The 16,698-nt window shown below is 67.9% G+C and carries 16 protein-coding genes; 12 read left to right on the top strand and 4 right to left on the bottom strand.

Annotated features, from left to right (window positions below):
• The first annotated feature begins 13 nt into the window (after nt 1-13).
• The 5 genes from Q4S45_RS06565 (at nt 14) to Q4S45_RS06545 (ending at nt 5,168) form a co-directional block, all read left to right on the top strand.
• Nucleotides 14-742, top strand: a complete 729-nt coding sequence (locus Q4S45_RS06565) for an ABC transporter ATP-binding protein (protein ID WP_305510265.1) — start codon at nt 14-16, stop codon at nt 740-742.
• Complete coding sequence (locus tag Q4S45_RS06560; RefSeq protein WP_305510263.1) at nt 739-3,099, top strand: ABC transporter permease; 2,361 nt, start codon at nt 739-741, stop codon at nt 3,097-3,099. Before Q4S45_RS06565 ends, Q4S45_RS06560 begins: the two co-directional genes overlap by 4 nt.
• Nucleotides 3,100-3,101: 2 nt before the next feature.
• The gene (locus Q4S45_RS06555) at nt 3,102-4,301 is read left to right on the top strand and encodes an efflux RND transporter periplasmic adaptor subunit (protein WP_305510261.1); all 1,200 of its coding nucleotides are present in this window, start codon (nt 3,102-3,104) and stop codon (nt 4,299-4,301) included.
• Between the two features lie 194 nt (nt 4,302-4,495).
• Entirely contained in the window at nt 4,496-4,720 is a 225-nt protein-coding gene (locus tag Q4S45_RS06550; protein WP_305510259.1) for a hypothetical protein, read from the top strand.
• 1 nt (nt 4,721) lies between these two features.
• Nucleotides 4,722-5,168 carry a hypothetical protein gene (locus Q4S45_RS06545; protein WP_305510257.1) on the top strand — a complete coding sequence of 149 codons (447 nt, stop codon included), beginning with the start codon at nt 4,722-4,724 and terminating at the stop codon, nt 5,166-5,168.
• A gap of 70 nt (nt 5,169-5,238) precedes the next feature.
• On the opposite strand, the gene Q4S45_RS06540 is transcribed toward Q4S45_RS06545, so the two are convergent.
• The 4 genes from Q4S45_RS06540 to Q4S45_RS06525 form a co-directional block, all read right to left on the bottom strand.
• Nucleotides 5,239-5,586, bottom strand: coding sequence for a hypothetical protein (locus Q4S45_RS06540; RefSeq protein WP_305510255.1), 348 nt, complete (start codon nt 5,584-5,586; stop codon nt 5,239-5,241).
• A 248-nt stretch (nt 5,587-5,834) separates the two neighbouring features.
• Nucleotides 5,835-6,962, bottom strand: coding sequence for a porin (locus Q4S45_RS06535; protein WP_305510253.1), 1,128 nt, complete (start codon nt 6,960-6,962; stop codon nt 5,835-5,837).
• A gap of 42 nt (nt 6,963-7,004) precedes the next feature.
• A complete protein-coding gene (locus Q4S45_RS06530) occupies nt 7,005-7,895 on the bottom strand; it encodes a shikimate dehydrogenase (protein WP_305510252.1) in 891 nt (296 codons plus the stop codon).
• Between the two features lie 92 nt (nt 7,896-7,987).
• A complete protein-coding gene (locus tag Q4S45_RS06525; RefSeq protein WP_305510251.1) occupies nt 7,988-9,394 on the bottom strand; it encodes an MFS transporter in 1,407 nt (468 codons plus the stop codon).
• Nucleotides 9,395-10,168: 774 nt separating this feature from the next.
• Between Q4S45_RS06525 and pcaH the strand changes: the two genes are divergently transcribed.
• Genes pcaH through pcaF form a run of 7 tightly spaced genes read left to right on the top strand, consistent with a single transcriptional unit; the run spans nt 10,169 to nt 16,656 of the window.
• Nucleotides 10,169-10,861 carry a protocatechuate 3,4-dioxygenase subunit beta gene (gene pcaH, locus Q4S45_RS06520; RefSeq protein WP_305510249.1) on the top strand — a complete coding sequence of 231 codons (693 nt, stop codon included), beginning with the start codon at nt 10,169-10,171 and terminating at the stop codon, nt 10,859-10,861.
• Nucleotides 10,862-10,874: 13 nt separating this feature from the next.
• Nucleotides 10,875-11,405, top strand: coding sequence for a protocatechuate 3,4-dioxygenase (locus Q4S45_RS06515; protein ID WP_305510247.1), 531 nt, complete (start codon nt 10,875-10,877; stop codon nt 11,403-11,405).
• Entirely contained in the window at nt 11,402-12,778 is a 1,377-nt protein-coding gene (gene pcaB, locus Q4S45_RS06510; RefSeq protein WP_305510245.1) for a 3-carboxy-cis,cis-muconate cycloisomerase, read from the top strand. The genes Q4S45_RS06515 and pcaB overlap by 4 nt, the downstream gene beginning before the upstream one ends.
• Nucleotides 12,775-14,025, top strand: coding sequence for a 3-oxoadipate enol-lactonase (pcaD, locus tag Q4S45_RS06505; protein ID WP_305510244.1), 1,251 nt, complete (start codon nt 12,775-12,777; stop codon nt 14,023-14,025). Before pcaB ends, pcaD begins: the two co-directional genes overlap by 4 nt.
• A 31-nt stretch (nt 14,026-14,056) precedes the next feature.
• Entirely contained in the window at nt 14,057-14,755 is a 699-nt protein-coding gene (locus Q4S45_RS06500; protein ID WP_305510242.1) for a 3-oxoacid CoA-transferase subunit A, read from the top strand.
• A gap of 22 nt (nt 14,756-14,777) precedes the next feature.
• Nucleotides 14,778-15,440, top strand: coding sequence for a 3-oxoacid CoA-transferase subunit B (locus tag Q4S45_RS06495; protein ID WP_305510240.1), 663 nt, complete (start codon nt 14,778-14,780; stop codon nt 15,438-15,440).
• Nucleotides 15,441-15,453: 13 nt separating this feature from the next.
• Nucleotides 15,454-16,656, top strand: a complete 1,203-nt coding sequence (pcaF, locus tag Q4S45_RS06490; RefSeq protein ID WP_305510238.1) for a 3-oxoadipyl-CoA thiolase — start codon at nt 15,454-15,456, stop codon at nt 16,654-16,656.
• Nucleotides 16,657-16,698: the final 42 nt, after the last annotated feature.

The following is a 16,698-nucleotide window of genomic DNA, read 5'->3' as shown; positions in this document are numbered from 1 at the left end:
GCGGCGCGACGCCATGCCCTCCCCTTCCGGCAATCAGGCGCGCATATTGTTCGAGGCGCGCGCACTCACCAAGACCTACCAGATGGGCGAAGTGCTGGTACAGGCGCTGCGCGGCGTCGATCTCGAACTGTACGACGGCGAATTCGTGGTGCTGCTCGGGCCTTCGGGCAGCGGCAAGTCCACGCTGCTGAACATCCTCGGCGGCCTCGATGCGCCGTCGGCCGGCACGGTGCGATTCGACGGCAGCGCCATGCAGCTCGACGACGACGCGGCGATGACCCAGTACCGGCGCCGCACGGTGGGCTTCGTGTTCCAGTTCTATAACCTGATTCCCAGCCTCACCGCGCGCGAAAACGTCGCGCTGGTCACCGACATCGCCGCCGATCCGATGACGCCGGAGGCGGCCCTGGCGCTGGTCGGCCTTGCCGAACGGGTCGACCACTTTCCGGCCCAGCTGTCGGGCGGCGAGCAGCAGCGCGTGTCGATCGCGCGCGCCGTCGCCAAGCGCCCGCGAGTGCTGCTGTGCGACGAGCCGACCGGCGCGCTCGATGCGCAGACCGGCGCGCTGGTGCTCGACGTCATCTCACAGGTCAACCGCGACCTGCGCACCACCACCGTGGTCATCACCCACAACGTCGTGATCGCCGGCCTGGCCGATCGCGTCATCCATTTTCGCGACGGCCTGGTGGCGCGCACCGAGCGCAACCCGCACAAGCTGCCGGCGAGCGAGCTGCGCTGGTGAAGGCGCTCGACCGCAAACTGCTGCGCGACCTGTGGCACATGCGCGCCCAGGCGGTCGCCATCGCGCTGGTGCTGATGTGCGGCGTGGCCACCTTCGTCATGTTCCTCGCCACCCTGCACGCGCTGCGCGAGACGCAGCAGGACTACTACCGCAAGTATCGCTTCGCCGACATGTTCGTCTCGCTCAAGCGGGCGCCAGACGCATTGGCGGCGCGGGTGCGCATGGTCGAGGGCGTGGCGCGCGCCGACTTCCGGGTGGTGGCCCAGGTGCGCCTCGAGATGCCGGGGTTTTCCGAGCCCGTGACGGGCCTGATGGTGTCGGCGCCGGAGGCCGGCGCCAGCCTGAACGCGCTGTTCCTGGCGTCGGGCCGCCTGCCCGATCCGCTGCGCGCCGACGAAGTGGTCGCCAGCAAGCCGTTCGCCGAGGCGCACGGCCTGCACGCGGGCGCCACATTCACCGCCCTGCTCAATGGCCGGCGCCAGGCCCTGCGCCTGGTCGGCACCGCGCTGTCGCCGGAATTCATCGAGCAGATGCGCCCCGGCGCCGCAACGCCCGATTTCAAGCGCTTCGGCGTGCTGTGGATGGCGCGGCGCGCGCTCGGGCAGGCTTACGACATGCACGGCGCCTTCAACGACATCGCCATCGCGCTGGCCCCGCACGCCGACAGCGCGGCGGCGATCGCCCGCATCGACCAGCTGATGGCGCCGTACGGCGGGCTGGGCGCCTATGCCCGCAAGAATCAGCATTCGCACCGCTACCTGACCCAGGAACTCTCCCAGCTCGGCACGCTGGCAACCCTGTTCCCGGTGATTTTCCTCGGCGTCGCCGCGTTCCTGCTGCACGTGGTGATCGGGCGGCTGGTCGCCACGCAGCGCGAACAGGTCGCCGCGCTCAAGGCGTTCGGCTATTCGAACGGTGCGCTGATGTGGCACTACCTGCAGCTGGTGGCGTTGATCGCTGCCCTCGGAATCGCCGGCGGCACCGCGCTGGGCGCCTGGCTCGGCGCCGGCCTGTCCCATGTTTACCGCGAGTTCTATCACTTCCCCTATCTCGATTTCACGCTGCCGCCGCTGATCGCGCTCGAAGCAGCCGCCATCAGCCTGCTCGCGGCGGCCGGCGGGACGGCGCTGGCGATCCGGCGCACCATCGCGCTCAAGCCGGCCGAAGCGATGCACCCGCCCGCGCCGGCGCGCTACCGCATCTCGTGGGTCGAGCGAGTCGGCGGCGGGCGCTGGCTGTCGCAGCCGGCACGGATGATTGTGCGCCACATCCAGCGCGAACGCTGGCGCTCGCTGCTGACCGTGCTCGGCGTCTCGCTCGGAGGCGGCATCATCCTCACCAGCCTGTTTCAGCGCGACACCGTCACCTACATGCTCGACGTGCAGTTCCGGCGCGCCCAGCGTGACGACCTGTCCGTCCTGTTCACCGAGCCTGCCGCGGCGCGCGCGCGATCCGAACTGGCCGCCCTGCCCGGCGTGCGTCACGTGGAGGTATTTCGCAGCGTGCCGGTGCGGCTGCGCTTCGGCGCGCGCAGCTACCGCACCGCCATCCGCGGCATGGAAAACGGCGGCGACCTGCAACGGCTGCTCGACACCGGCCTGCGCCCGGTGCCGCTGCCGCCGGGCGGCATCATGCTCACCGACTTCCTGGCCGACATGCTCGGCGTGCGCGCGGGCGACCGCCTGCAGGTGGACGTGCTGGAAGGACGGCGCCCGCTGCGCGAGGTGGTCGTCGCCGGCGTGGTCAGGGAATACATCGGCGTGTCGGCCTACATGGAACTGCACGCGCTCAACGCCCTGATGCGCGAAGGCCCGGTGCTGTCCGGCGCCTGGCTGGCTGTGGACCGCCCCGCCCTGCCCGAGCTGTACCGGCGGCTCGCGCGCATGCCGCGGGTGGCCGGGATGGCCCAGCGCGAGCAGGAGATCCGAAACTTCAACCGCATGATGGAGCAGACCATGCTGTTCTTCAGTACGATCGCCACCGCATTCGCCATCGTCATCGCGTTCGGCGTCATCTACAACAGCGCGCGCATCGCGCTGACCGAGCGTGGCCACGAGCTGGCGAGCCTGCGCGTGCTGGGCTTCACGCGCGCCGAAATTGCCTACATCCTGCTGGGCGAGCTTGGCCTGCTGACGCTGGTGGCGCTGCCAACCGGGCTGCTGCTCGGCCGCGCCATGTGCCACTACATCGCGCACGCCCTGCAGACCGACTTGTTCCGCGTGCCGGTCGTGCTCGAGGCGCGCACTTACGCCTTCGCCGTGACGGTGGTAGTCGCCTCGGCGATCCTGTCAGGACTGGCCGTGCGGCGCCGGCTCGACCGGCTAAACCTGGTCGCCGTGCTGAAGACCGCGGAGTAAGCATGGAAAAGACATTCCAGTGGCGCAGGCGCATCGTGGTGGGCGCCGTGGTGGCCGCGCTGGCGGCGGGCCTCGCGTATGGCTTCTACCCGGCGCCGCTTGACCTCGACGTGGCGGCGGCGGCGCGCGGCGCGCTGCGGGTGACGATCGAACAGGAGGGCCGCACCCGCGTGGTGGACCGCTATGTGGTGGCGGCGCCGGTGGCGGGCTACGCGCGCCGCATCGGGTTCGACGTGGGGAGCGCGATCGCGGCCGGCGCAGCGCTGGCCGAACTCGAACCGCTGCGCGCGCCGGCGCCGGACGCGCGCAGCCGCGCCGAAGCCGAAGCGCGGGTGCGGGCCGCGGCCAGCAACACCGGCGCGGCGCGCCAGCGCCAGGCGGCCGCGCGCGCCGACGCGGAGCTGGCCAGGCAGGAGCTGGCGCGCGTGAAGGCGCTGCGCGCCAGCGGCTACGCCACCATCGCAGATGTCGACCGCGCGGCCGGCAACTCGGCGCGCGGCGACGCCCTGCTGCAGACCGCGGAATTCGGCGCCGCCACCGCCGCGCACGAACTGGCGGCGGCGCGCACGGCCCTGATGTATGCCGCGGCGCCGGGCACCGGCGGCATGGTCACGCTGCGATCTCCGGTGGCGGGACGGGTGCTGAAGATTCCCCACAAGAGCGAAGGCCCGGTGGGCGCCGGAGAAGCCCTGATCGAGATCGGCGACCCGCGCGCGCTCGAAGTCGAAGTGGACCTGCTGTCGGCCGACGCGGTGCGCGTGCATCCGGGAACGCCCGTCATGTTCGAGCGCTGGGGCGGCGACCAGGCGCTGCGCGGCGAAGTGAAGCGGATCGAGCCGGCCGGCTTCACCAAGGTGTCGGCGCTGGGCGTCGAGGAGCAGCGGGTATGGGTCATCGTCGCATTCACGTCCCCCCGGCCGCTGTGGGAGCGGCTCGGCGACGGCTACCGGGTTCAAGCGAGCTTTGTTGTGTGGGAGGGCCAGGACATTCTGCAGGTGCCGGCCAGCGCCCTGTTTCGCGATGGCGCGCAGTGGGCCGCCTACGTGGTCGAGTCCGGCCGCGCGCGCAAGCGCCACCTTGCCACGGGCGCCAGCAATGGGCTGCAGACGCAGGTGCTGTCCGGCGTCGCGGCGGGCGAGCGCGTCATAGCGCATCCGGATGAACGCGTGCGCGACGGCGTGCGGGTGGCAAGCCCCCGTTGAGCGCCGGCGCGAAGCGAAATCGAGGTTTCGCCGAACTGCATCGCGCCCGCCTGGCCCCCGCCGGGGCATGCAGCGTTAACGGCAGCGGCAACCCTGTCGCGCGGTAAAATTTTTTGCAATTTTGAGCGATCTTGCGGCGCGCGCTGTTGTCTAACCGTTCGTACGGAGCGACGGCTATCCTGACAGGAGCAATCATGAGCACAATGAACATCCTCGACGAATCCGGTCACCGCCAGGTGACATGGAATGCGTCCAATGCCAAAGAGATTGCGGCGGCCCAAAAAACATTTGACCGGTTGCTCAGGCATGGCTACGCGGCGTTCGGCGCCGCCGCGGGCGCGGGGCCAAAGCAATTGATGAGGACGTTCGATCCGGCCATGGACGACGTCGTCCTGGTTCCGCGCATCGTCGGAGGGTGACTTGCCCGGCGCAGGTGCGGCGCGCGGTCTGTGGATCCGCTGGTGGCGATGGGTCCGGGCCGTCCAGGACGCGCGCGCACATCGTAGCCGCGAGGCAATCCAACGGGTCCGCGCCGCGGAACGGGCCCGCACGCTCCTGCTCACCCTGTTGAGCGAGGAGCAGCGTGGCGACTTCCAGTCCAAGGGCTACATTCACGTCACCGGCGGCAGCAGCGGCGATCGTTACCGCATCCGGTTCGACTCCACCGTCAATATCGATGTGCTCGGCGCGGATGGCAACGTGCGCTACCGCCTGTGCGCCCGCCCCGTCGGCGACATCCCGATGTACGACGTGATGGCCGGGCAAATACTGCATCTGCAGGATGGCGGCGCAGAGTTGCGCTTCCTCGAGCGAGCGAAACGCCATGACGCGATTCCCGTTCCGGTTTGCACGGATGGGCCGCCTTAGCGGACAGGCGCCGGCCACGGTACTCTCAGGTAACGAATCTACGCCCCGGCGCTGCGCCGCGTCAGCTTGCCTAGCGGCTGCCGTCCGATACCGGCAGCGACGTGCCCGGCGTCGTGCCCTGGGTCTCGCCGGTGTTGTTCCTGACCGCAGGGCGGGCGTTCTTGTCGCCGTCGCCACTGCCGGCGCCGGTCATGCCGGTGTGGCTCGAACCGATCGCGGTGTCGCCGGCGGTCGAATGGTTGCCGTTCATTGCGCCCTTGTGTTTAGGCTTGGCGGCGGTGTCCGCCGTCGTCGTTACCGGCGTCGTCGCTGCGGTGTCGACCGGCGCCGTGGCAGTGGTTTGCTTGCATCCGGCCGCTGCGGCGGCAATGGCGCCGAGCACGATGACGGTTCTGGCTGCGGAGATCAGGTTTTTCATATTTTTTGCCCCTCAATGGTTTGAATTGGTCGGATTGAGCCGTCGAAACATTCCACGGTGTAATCGCAGTGTGCAGACCATTGGCGCACTCGTCTGTTAGTTCGCTCTCAGAACGCGAGGAAATGATGGCGCGCGCAGCGCCGGCGGCCTGGATGAGGAGGCGGAATCCGCCGATCATTTCGACACCCAAGAAAAAACCCGCGTCCTGCATCACAGGCGCGGGTTCGGTGCAAGGCTTCGGCCGGCAATCAGAAGCGGTGCAGGATACCCGCCTGCAGGCCGGTCAGCCCGCGCCCGTTGATGTCGTCGCCCACCAGGTTGGCGGACGGCGCGGCCGAGCCGCTGAAGCGGAAGCCGGCGTTCGCCTGGTTCTTCATGTAGCTGGCAAATCCATACAGGGTCGTGCGCTTGGACATTTCGTAGAACGCGCCGACATTGCCGCCACGCGCGCCCGCGTCGCCACCACTGGTGTCGCGCATCACGCCATACAGCGCGCCGATCTTCAATTGCGGGGCGATCTTGTAGTCGGCCGACAGCTGCCAGATATTGTAGTAGCGGCCGGCATTGAGGTCGGTGCCCGGGAAGAAATTGTTCGGATTGCCGACGTTGGACAGGATGGTGGCGGCGTTGCGCCCGTTGGCGTTGGCGGTCGAGTTGTTGCTGCGCACGAAGGCCGCGTACACCGTGCCGTTGCCGTACTTGTAGTCGGCATAGACGTTGTGGTAGCGGATTTTCTCGCTGATGGTCGCGGTCACCTCGTTCGGGCTGGCCTGCAGGCCGGCGTAGCCGACCCGGTACGGGCCGTTCTGATAGTCGAGCGCCAGCTGCCAGAGTGCCTTGTTGCCGCGCGTGGCGCCGCCGTTTTCAGGCAGCGCGTAATGCACTGCGGCCTGCACACCGCCCTTGCGCGGCGTCCTGTAGGAGAGATCGTTGTCGTAGCGCGACGGCACGCCGAAGGTGTTGATGATCGAGCCGAACGTGGTGCGTTCGGTGTAGTCGATGGCGCCGCCGATCAGGAAGATCTCGGTATTCTGGCGGCCGATGCGAAACTCGCCGTATGGCGCGCTGATGCCCACCCAGGCCTGGCGGTCGAAGATGCGGCTGGTGTCGGCGGCGGTGCCGGTGTCTTCGTTCAGTCCCAGTTCCAGGTTGAACTTGGCCGTGTACCCCGAGCCCAGGTCTTCGGCGCCGCGAAAGCCGAGCCGGCTGCGCAGGATCGAGCCGTCGTTCACACCGGTGACATGGGCGCCGCTGCTGCTGCGGATATAGCCGATGTAGGCGTCGATGTCGCCATAAATCGTCAGCGCCGTCGATTGGGCCAGGGCCGAGGCGGAACACGCCGCCAGGGCGCACGCGAGTGCAATGTTCTTCTTCATTCTTATCTCCAGGTGTGGGTTTTGTTTGAGGAATGCGTCAAATCACGCCGTGGCCCCTTTGGCCGCGACCATGCTGCGAAAATGGGTGTCGATGCGCGCCGCATCGGCCTTGTGTCCGGTGAACAGCTCGAACGCCCCGACCGCCTGCCCCACCGCCATGCCGCCGCCGTCGGAGGTGGGACAGCCGCGTGCGCGCGCCGCCTTCAGCAACGCCGTCTCGAGCGGGAAATACACGATCTCCGACACCCAGAACGAGGGGCGCAGCAGCTCCTCCGGCAAGGGCAGGCCCGGCGACTTGTCCATGCCGGTCGGGGTCGCGTGGATCAGCCCGGTCGCGCCATCGAGCGCGGCGGCAATGTCGGTGCTGGCCGATACGCGCCCGTCGCCATGCTGTTCGTTGAGCTTGTCGGCCAGCGCCTGGGTGCGCACGGCGTCGAGATCGACCAGCGTCAGGCGCTGGACGCCGATGCGCAGGGCGGCGTCGGCGATGGCGGAACCCGCCCCGCCGGCGCCCAGCAGCACCACGTTCGACAGGTCCGCCTGCGGCAGCGCGCGCTGGAAGCCCCAGGCCCAGCCCGAGCCGTCGGTGTTGTGGCCGACCAGCTTGCCGTCGCGGTTGACCACCGTGTTCACCGCCCCCATCGCCCGCGCCTCGACCGACAGGTCGTCGAGCAGCGGGATGATCGCCTGCTTGCACGGGTAGGTGACGTTGAAGCCGGCGAAGCCGATGATGCGCATGGCCTTGAGCAGCACCGGCAAGTCATCGACGCCGGCGCCGGTGGCGTCCAGGTCGATCAGCTGGTAGTGCAGGCGCAGGCCCTGCTCGCGCGCCTCCTGTTCCTGCATCGCCGGCGTCATCGATTTCTGGATGCCGCGTCCGATCAGGCCGAGCAGCAGCTTGCGGGGCGCGTCCGCGCCAGGTACGGTACTCATCTGAAGGCACTCCTTGAATGGATTGGATGATCGGGAGCCGCGGGCCGCGGGACACGCTCGCGCGTCCCGCGGCAGCAGGCGCTGGCCGACGCTCAGGCCGCGACCCTGGCTTCCCGCGAGTTGGCGACGCTTTGCTGGCGCAGCCGTTCGTACTCGGCCTTTTCGACCGGCACCGCGTTCGCGGTTCCCAGGTCGGTCATGCGGATGCGCGAGGTTTCCCGGGCGCTCAGCGCGGCCAGCGCGGCGATGATGGTCACGCCGAAGGCGATGGCGCCGACGGTGAGCGGGATGTTGGCCGCACCCGGTGGGGCGACCCAGGCAAACAGCGCCGGCAGCATCGCGGTCACCAGGGTGCCGAGGTTTTGCGAGATGGCCATCGCCGAGACCCGGGTGCGGGTCGGGAACAGTTCAGGGTAGAAGCTCGGGAAGACCGCGTTGTAGCCCTGATAGACCACGCCCCACATCAGCAGCGACATGACGATTGCCAGCGGCACGTTATGGATGCTGATGGCGTACAGGTAGCCGAACGACAGCAGCCCCGAGCCCAGCGCGCCGACGATGATCGGCGGGCGGCGGCCAATCTTGTCGGTCAGGTTGCCGACGTAGGGAATGACCAGGATGGCGAGGCAATTGCCCAGCACCGGAATCCACAGGTAGATGTCTTTCGAGAAGCCGATGCCGTAGGCGGGCTGCACCGCGTAGGCGGCGCCGAAAATGGTGGCGACCACCGGGATCACGTTCATCAGCGCCATGCAGACCACGCGCAGCATGTCGCGCCAGTTTTCCTGCACCGCCTCGATGACGGGCGCCTTGGGACGTGCGCCTTCGGTGCTCTCTTGGGCAAAGGCCGGCGTCTCGTCCACCTCGCGCCGGATGATGTAGCCGGCGATGATCACCACGAAGCTGAGCAGGAAAGGAATGCGCCAGCCCCACGAGTTGAAACTGTCTTCATTCATGTAGTGCGCCAGCGGCAGGAACACGGCGGCGGCGAGGATCTGGCCGGCCTGCACTCCCTGCAGCGTGAAGCTGGCGTAGAAGCCGCGTCGCCCGAATGGGGCGTGCTCGAGGATCATCGAACTGGCGCCGGAAATTTCGCCGGCCACCGCGAAGCCCTGGATCAGGCGGAAGGCCACCAGCAGGATCGGGGCAAGGATGCCCACTTGCTGGTAGGTCGGTAGCAGTCCCACCGCCATGGTGGATATGCCCATCAGGAACATGCAGACAATCAGGACGTGCTTGCGGCCGCGAGTGTCGCCCCAGTGGCCCAGGACGAAGGCGCCGATCGGACGGGCGACGTAGCCGACGCCGTAGGTGGCCAGCGACGCGATCAGCGCCATCTTTGGATTCCCCTTGGGGAAGAAAATCTGAGGGAAGATCAGCGATGCGGCGGTCGCGTAGATGAAGAAATCGTAGTATTCCAGTACCGAGCCGATCCAGCCGCTGAGGGTGGCTTTCTTGGTCTGGGCGCCGTGTGCTGTGTTTTTTGTCAGGCTGGCCATGCTTGTCTCCTAAAGGTCCTAATAACTTATTGTCGAATCACTGCGTTCATCCTGATGGTTGTTTCTTGCGGGCCCGGGGTGATCCCGGAGCTGCGCGTTGTTTGTGTAACCAACTTTAGAAGAATCCAGACGCGAAATATAGCTAGCAAAACCACGGTTCCTTCGCCATTCGCTCCGTTTGCGCGATTGGCGCACAAAAGCGCGTTTTTCTGCGGAGGTGCGGGAGCCGTTGGTTCTTAGACCACTAAAGCAGAGAAAAGATTGGGCTGTTTGGCTGAATCGCCGGCGCCGGCAAAAGATGGGGTCAGGTCGCGCAGGACCTGACCCCGGCCTTGCACGCGCCGCATGATCATTCGGGGGTCTGGTCCTGCGGACCACGTCCTTGCCCGCGCCGCATGATCATTCGGGGGTCTGGTCCTGCGGGCCACGTCCTTGCCCGCGCCGCATGATCATTCGGGGTCTGGTCCTGCGGACCTGACCCCATTTTCGATCGCCGCAACAGCAGCGCGCCCAGTTCAACCTGAACCTTCACCAGGCCGCGCCGCTGGCGTTAATGTCGCGCGTGAAAGGGCCGAGCCGCTCCTTTCAAATTAATTCAGCTTTTGTGCGATAAGCGCACAGCGCGAGCGAATGGCGCTCATTGCGCGTTCGCATGGCCTTGTTGAGGTGCTTTTCGCGGCCTACTATTAGTCATCCGACGACGAATTCGGCCAGTTCGAGCGATGGTCGCACGAAGATAAATTCTCTTCCAAAACCGCCACCAGGAGACGCACCGTGGAATTCGATACCGTACCGCCGGGTACGCACCCTACCCTGATCTACCCTCCTTACAAGTCGACCGTGAAACGCGGTCCTGCCCAGCCGCCGCTGCGGATCCATGCCCGCGCGCCGGCGTCGACCAACCTGGCCGCCCACTCCGGCCTGATCCTGCCGAACGACACCGACCTCACCGCCCATGGCCGCGGCGAGCCGCTCGGCGAGAAGATCGTCGTCACCGGTCGCGTGGTGGACGAAGACGGCAAGCCGGTGCGCAACTCGCTGGTCGAGGTCTGGCAGGCCAATTCGGCCGGCCGCTACTGGCACAAGCGCGACCAGCACGCCGCGCCGCTCGACCCCAACTTCTACGGCCTGGGCAAGATGCTGACCGACGACGACGGCCGCTACCGCTTTGTCACCATCAAGCCCGGCCCTTACCCGTGGGGTAATCACGACAAGGCATGGCGTCCCGCGCACATCCACTTTTCGATGTTCGGCAACGTGTATGCGCAGCGGCTGGTCACCCAGATGTATTTTCCAAGCGATCCGCTGTTCGAGTTCGACCCGATCTTCCAGAGCATCCCGGATGTGGCCGCGCGCCAGCGCCTGATCTCGCGCTTCAGCATCGAAGAAACCGTGGGCAGCGAAATGCTCGGCTACGTGTTCGACATCGTCCTGCGCGGCCGCAACGCCACGCCGATGAACCTTTAATCAGGAGGCCGCCATGACACTGCCAATCTCACCATCCCAGACCATCGGCCCGTTCTCGCACGAGGCGTGGCGCTGGGCGTGCGCGGCCAGCGACGCCGTCGCCGCCGGCCCGAACAGCATCACCATCCGCGGCACGCTGCGCGATGGGAACGGCGAACCGATCGACGACGCCATGATCGAGGCGTGGTCGCCCGCCAGCGTCGAAGCCGACGCAGGCACGGCGCTGCCCGGATTCCGGCGCACGCCAAGCGACATGCAGGGCGGCTTCCAGTTCACGCTGCCCCGCCCTCCCGTGGCGAACGCCGGCGACCCGGTCATGTTCATCACCATCTTCGCCCGCGGCATATTGCTGCACCAGTTCAGCGCCGTGTTCCTCGAGGAAGATGCGGGACTGGCGCGCTCCGAGATCCTGCAGCAGGTGCCGGAAGCACGGCGCGCGACCCTGATCGCCCGCAAGACCGGCCCCGCCGCCTATCAGTGGGACATCAATATGCAAGGCGAGCACGAGACGGTGTTCTTCGACTACGCCGGAGCGCGGGCATGAGCGTCTCGCTGTTCGACAGCTTCCTCACCACGCCGGACATGATCGCCGTGTTCGACGACGGCGCGGTGGTGCAAGCCATGTTCAGCTTCGAGGAAGCGCTGGCGCGCGCACAGGCGGCCGAGGGCATGCTGCCCGACAGCGCGGCGCGCGCCATTGCCGCCGCCTGCAAGGCGCCACTGTACGACATCCCGGCGCTGGTGCACGCGAGCCGCCGCGCCGGCAGCCTGGCGATCCCTCTGGTGAAGGAGCTGACCAAAACGGTCGCGCTGCACGACAAGGACGCGTCCACCTTCGTGCATTTCGGCTCCACCAGCCAGGACGTGATCGACACCGCGATGGTGCTCGTTACGCGCGAGGCCGTCGCCTTGCTCGACGCCGGCCTGCGGCAGCTGGCCGCCACCCTGTTTGAGCTGGCCGAGCGCCATTTGGACACGCCGGTGATGGCGCGCACGCTGATGCAGCCGGCACAGGTGACCAGCTTCGGCTTCAAGCTGGCCGCCTGGGCCGCGCCGCTGGTGCGGGCGCGCGAGCGCCTGCAATCGGCCGCGGCGCGCGCGCTTCAGCTGCAGATGGGAGGCGCGGTCGGCACGCTGGCCGCGATGGGGGGCAAGGGTCCGGCGGTGGCGCAGCGGATGGCCGCCGACCTGGGCCTGGCCTGCCCCGATAGCGCATGGCACACCCAGCGCGACGAGTGGGTCCGGCTGGGGCTCGAAGTGGCGGTGCTGACCGGCAGCCTGGGCAAGATCGCCACCGACCTGGCGCTGATGGCGCAGGGCGAGATCGGCGAACTGGCCGAGCCTTCGGGCGCCGGCCGCGGCGGCTCGTCGGCGATGCCGCACAAGCGCAATCCGGTGGCGGCCATGATCGCGCTGGCGGCCGCCAACCGCACGCCGTTCGGCGCGGCCGCGCTGCTCGGCGCGATGGGCCAGCAGCACGAACGGGGCCTGGGCAACTGGCAGGCCGAACTCGCGGAGTGGCCTGGCCTGTTCCTCAGCGCCCACGGCGCGCTGTCGGCGCTGAACGAGGCGATGGCCGGCCTGCAGGTCGATGCCGCCCGCATGCGCGCCAACATCGACGCGCAGCGCGGCATGGTGTTCGGCGAAGCAGTGTCCGGCTACCTGGGCAGCTTCATCGGCCGCCCCGCCGCGCACGCAATGCTCGAGGAACTGTCGCGCGCCGCCTTCGCCACCGGCCGCGATCTGTCGGAGGTGGCTTCCGAGGCCGTCGACGCCGACGAGCGCCTGCGCGGCAAGGTGGACATCGGACACTGGCGATCGCTGTTCGACCCGGTGACGGCCGCTGCGCCAGCCGCCGCGATGGCGCGCGCCCACCTGCTCGCGCTGCGCCGGACATATGCTAAGGACGAATCATGAGCCACGATCCAATCGACCACGACTTCGAACGCGGCCTGCAGAACCGGCGTCGCATCCTCGGCGACGCCTGGGTAGAGCGCTCGCTGGAAAAGTCGAACAGCTTCAACGCGGAGTTCCAGAACCTGATCACGCGCTTCGCCTGGCACGAAATCTGGGGACGCCCGGGACTGGAACCCAAGATGCGCCGCGTGATCGTGCTCGCCTCGACCATGGCGCTGGCGCGCTGGGAAGAATTCGAGCTGCATGTGCGCGCCGCCCTGCTCGAACCCGGTGACGGCGGCCTGACGCCCGACGAACTGAAGGAGGTGCTGATGCAGGCCTCGATCTATTCGGGCGTCCCGGCTGCCAACACCGGCTTTTCGCTGGCCCAGCACATCATGGCCGGCATTGGCCTAGCGGGCGAACCGGCCGCCCCCGGCGACGCCGTGCATCCCGGTGTGGGCCGCGAAGGCATGACGCGCAGCGCGCCGGCCCTCCACTACAGCGTGCGCGCGCCCCGCAACGGCAAGGCGCCGCGCAACACGGTGGTGCTGAGCCACGCCCTTGGCTGCGACCTGACCATGTGGGACCAGCTGGCCAATGAACTGTCGGCCGACTGCCGCGTGATCTGCTACGACCACCGCGGCCACGGCAGCTCGGACGCGCCGGCCGGCCCGTATTCGATGGCGGACCTGGCCGACGACGCCGCGCGCCTGCTGCGCGAACTCGATTCCGGCCCCGTCGTGTGGGTCGGCATTTCGATGGGCGGCATGGTGGGGCAGGAGCTGGCCTTGCGCCACCCTTCCCTGGTGGCCGCGCTGGTGATCGCCAATTCCACATCCGGGTATCCGGACGAGGCGCAGGCGATGTGGCGCCAGCGCATCGAGGCTGTGCAGGCTGGCGGCCTCGAAGCGATCGCGGATGCCGTCATGGGCCGCTACTTCAGCGAGGCCTTTCGCGCGGCACATCCGGCGACGGTGGCGCGCTTCCGGCGTCGCCTTGTCACCACCGGCGCCGACGGCTACATCGCCTGCTGCGCCGCGGTGGCCGCAGTCGACACCACCGACCGCCTGCCGCGCATCGCCGCGCCCACGCTGGTGATCGCCGGCGAACTCGATGCCGGCACGCCTCTGCCGATGTCGGAAACGCTTGCTCAGCGCATTCCCGGCGCGCGGCTGGTAGTGCTGAAGAACGCGTCGCATTTGAGCGCCGTGGAAGAACCCGAACAGTTTGCACACGCTGTCCAGCAGTTCATGCTCGGCCTGTAAGCCGATCGACTAACCTAACCAGAAGACGGTCATGATTAATAAAATTTCTGCCTCCATCGAGGAAGCGCTCGCTCCGATCCAGGACGGCGCCACGGTAATGATCGGCGGCTTCGGCGGCGCCGGCCAGCCGGCCGAACTGATCGACGGTTTGATCGCGCACGGCGCGAAAGACCTCGTCATCGTCAACAACAACGCCGGCAATGGCGACACCGGCCTGGCCGCGCTGCTCAAGAGCGGCAACGTGCGCAAGATCATCTGCTCATTCCCGCGCCAGGCCGACTCGCACGTGTTCGACTCGCTGTACCGCGCCGGCAAGATCGAACTCGAACTGGTCCCGCAGGGGAACCTGGCCGAGCGCATCCGCGCCGCGGGCGCCGGCATCGGCGCCTTCTTCACGCCGACCGGCGCCGGCACCCTGCTGGCCGAAGGCAAGGAGACGCGCCAGATCGACGGCCGCGCCTACGTGCTGGAATATCCGATCCGCGCCGACGTCGCGCTCATCAAGGCCGAGCGCGGCGACCGCTGGGGCAACCTCACCTACCGCAAGACCGCGCGCAATTTCGGCCCGATCATGGCCAGCGCCGCTGCGCTGACGGTGGCGTCGGTGCACGAAATCGTCGAACTGGGTGAGCTCGATCCCGAAGCGGTCGTCACGCCCGGCCTGTTCGTGCAGCGCGTCGTCAAGGTCGCGCGTACGGTCACGGGGCCGGCCGGCTTCCGGGAAGCATAACCATTCACGCGGAGACAAGATCATGAGCGATGCGAACACGAACAAATGGAGCCGCGACCAGATGGCGGCGATGGTGGCGAACGACATCCCGGACGGTGCGGTGGTCAACCTGGGCATCGGCCTGCCGACCATGGTGGCGAACCACCTGCCGGCCGACCGCGAGATCGTCCTGCACAGCGAGAACGGGGTAATCGGCATCGGTCCCGCGCCAGCCAAGGGCGAGGAAGACTATGACCTGATCAACGCCGGCAAGCAGCCGGTGACGCTGCTGCCGGGCGGCTGCTACTTCCATCACGCCGACAGCTTCGGCATGATGCGCGGCGGGCACCTCGACGTCTGCGTGCTGGGCGCATTCCAGGTGGCGGCGAACGGCGACCTGGCCAACTGGCATACCGGCGCGCCGGACGCGATTCCCGCCGTCGGCGGCGCGATGGACCTGGCGATCGGCGCCAAGAAGACCTACGTGATGATGGAGTACCTGACCAAGGGCGGCCAGGCCAAGCTGGTCGAGGCCTGCACCTATCCGCTGACCGGCGTGGGCTGTGTCGCGCGCATCTACTCGGACATCGCGGTGATCGACCTGGCCGGTGGACGCGCCACCGTGACCAACATCGTGGACGGCATGACCTTCGACGCGCTGCAGGCGCTGAGCCAGGTCCCGCTGATCAACGGCTTACAACGATAACCAGGAGACCACCATGCAAGACGCCTTTATCTGCGACGAACAGCGCACACCATTCGGCCGCTACGGCGGCGCCCTTTCCACCGTGCGCGCCGACGACTTGGGCGCCGTGCCGCTGCGCGCGCTGATGGCCCGCAATCCGCAAGTGGACTGGAAGGCCGTCGACGACGTGCTGTACGGCTGCGCCAACCAGGCCGGCGAAGACAACCGCAACGTCGCGCGCATGTCATTGCTGCTGGCCGGGCTGCCGGTCGAAGTCCCCGGCAGCACCATCAACCGCCTGTGCGGATCCGGCATGGACGCCATCGGCACGGCGGCGCGCGCCATCAAGAGCGGCGAGACATCGCTGATGATCGCCGGCGGCGTCGAGAGCATGAGCCGCGCGCCTTTTGTCGTCGGCAAGGCAGACAGCGCCTTCTCGCGCGCGATGAAGATGGAGGACACGACGATGGGCTGGCGCTTCGTCAACCCGGCGCTGAAGGCTGCATATGGCGTCGACACGATGCCGCAGACGGCGGAAAACGTAGCGGCCGAATACAACATCAGCCGCGCCGACCAGGACCGCTTCGCGCTGGCCAGCCAGCAGAAGGCCGTGGCGGCGCAGCAGGCCGGCGTGTTCGACAGCGAGATCGCGCAGGTAACGATCCCGCAAAAGAAAGGCGATGCGCTGGTGGTGTCGCGCGACGAGCATCCGCGCGAGACCTCGCTCGAAACGCTCGCCAAACTCAAGCCGGTGGTCAATCCGGACGGATCGGTCACCGCGGGGAATGCGTCCGGCATCAACGACGGCGCCTGCGCGCTGCTGCTGGCGAACGCCGAGAGCGCTGGCCGCTTCGGCCTCACGCCGCGCGCCCGCGTGGTGGCGATGGCTACTGCCGGCCTGGCGCCGCGAGTGATGGGCATGGGTCCCTACCCGGCCACGCTGAAGGTGCTGGCGATGACCGGCATGACGCTCGACCAGTTCGACGTGATCGAATTGAACGAAGCGTTTGCGGCGCAGGGCCTGGCGGTGATGCGCGCGCTCGGCTTGCAGGACGACGATCCGCGCGTGAACCCCAACGGCGGCGCGATCGCGCTCGGGCATCCGCTGGGCGCTTCGGGCGCGCGGCTTGTGACCACCGCCGTGAACCAGCTGCACCGCAGCGGCGGGCGCTATGCGCTGTGCACCATGTGCATCGGTGTCGGCCAGGGGATCGCAGTGATCCTCGAGCGAGTGTGAAGGCTGAGGCGGGCCCGGGGTCTGGTCCTGCGGACCTGACCC

Source organism: Massilia sp. R2A-15 (genome assembly GCF_030704305.1).
Taxonomy (GTDB): domain Bacteria; phylum Pseudomonadota; class Gammaproteobacteria; order Burkholderiales; family Burkholderiaceae_D; genus JAFCUW01.
This window is presented reverse-complemented; position numbering and strand designations above follow the sequence as displayed.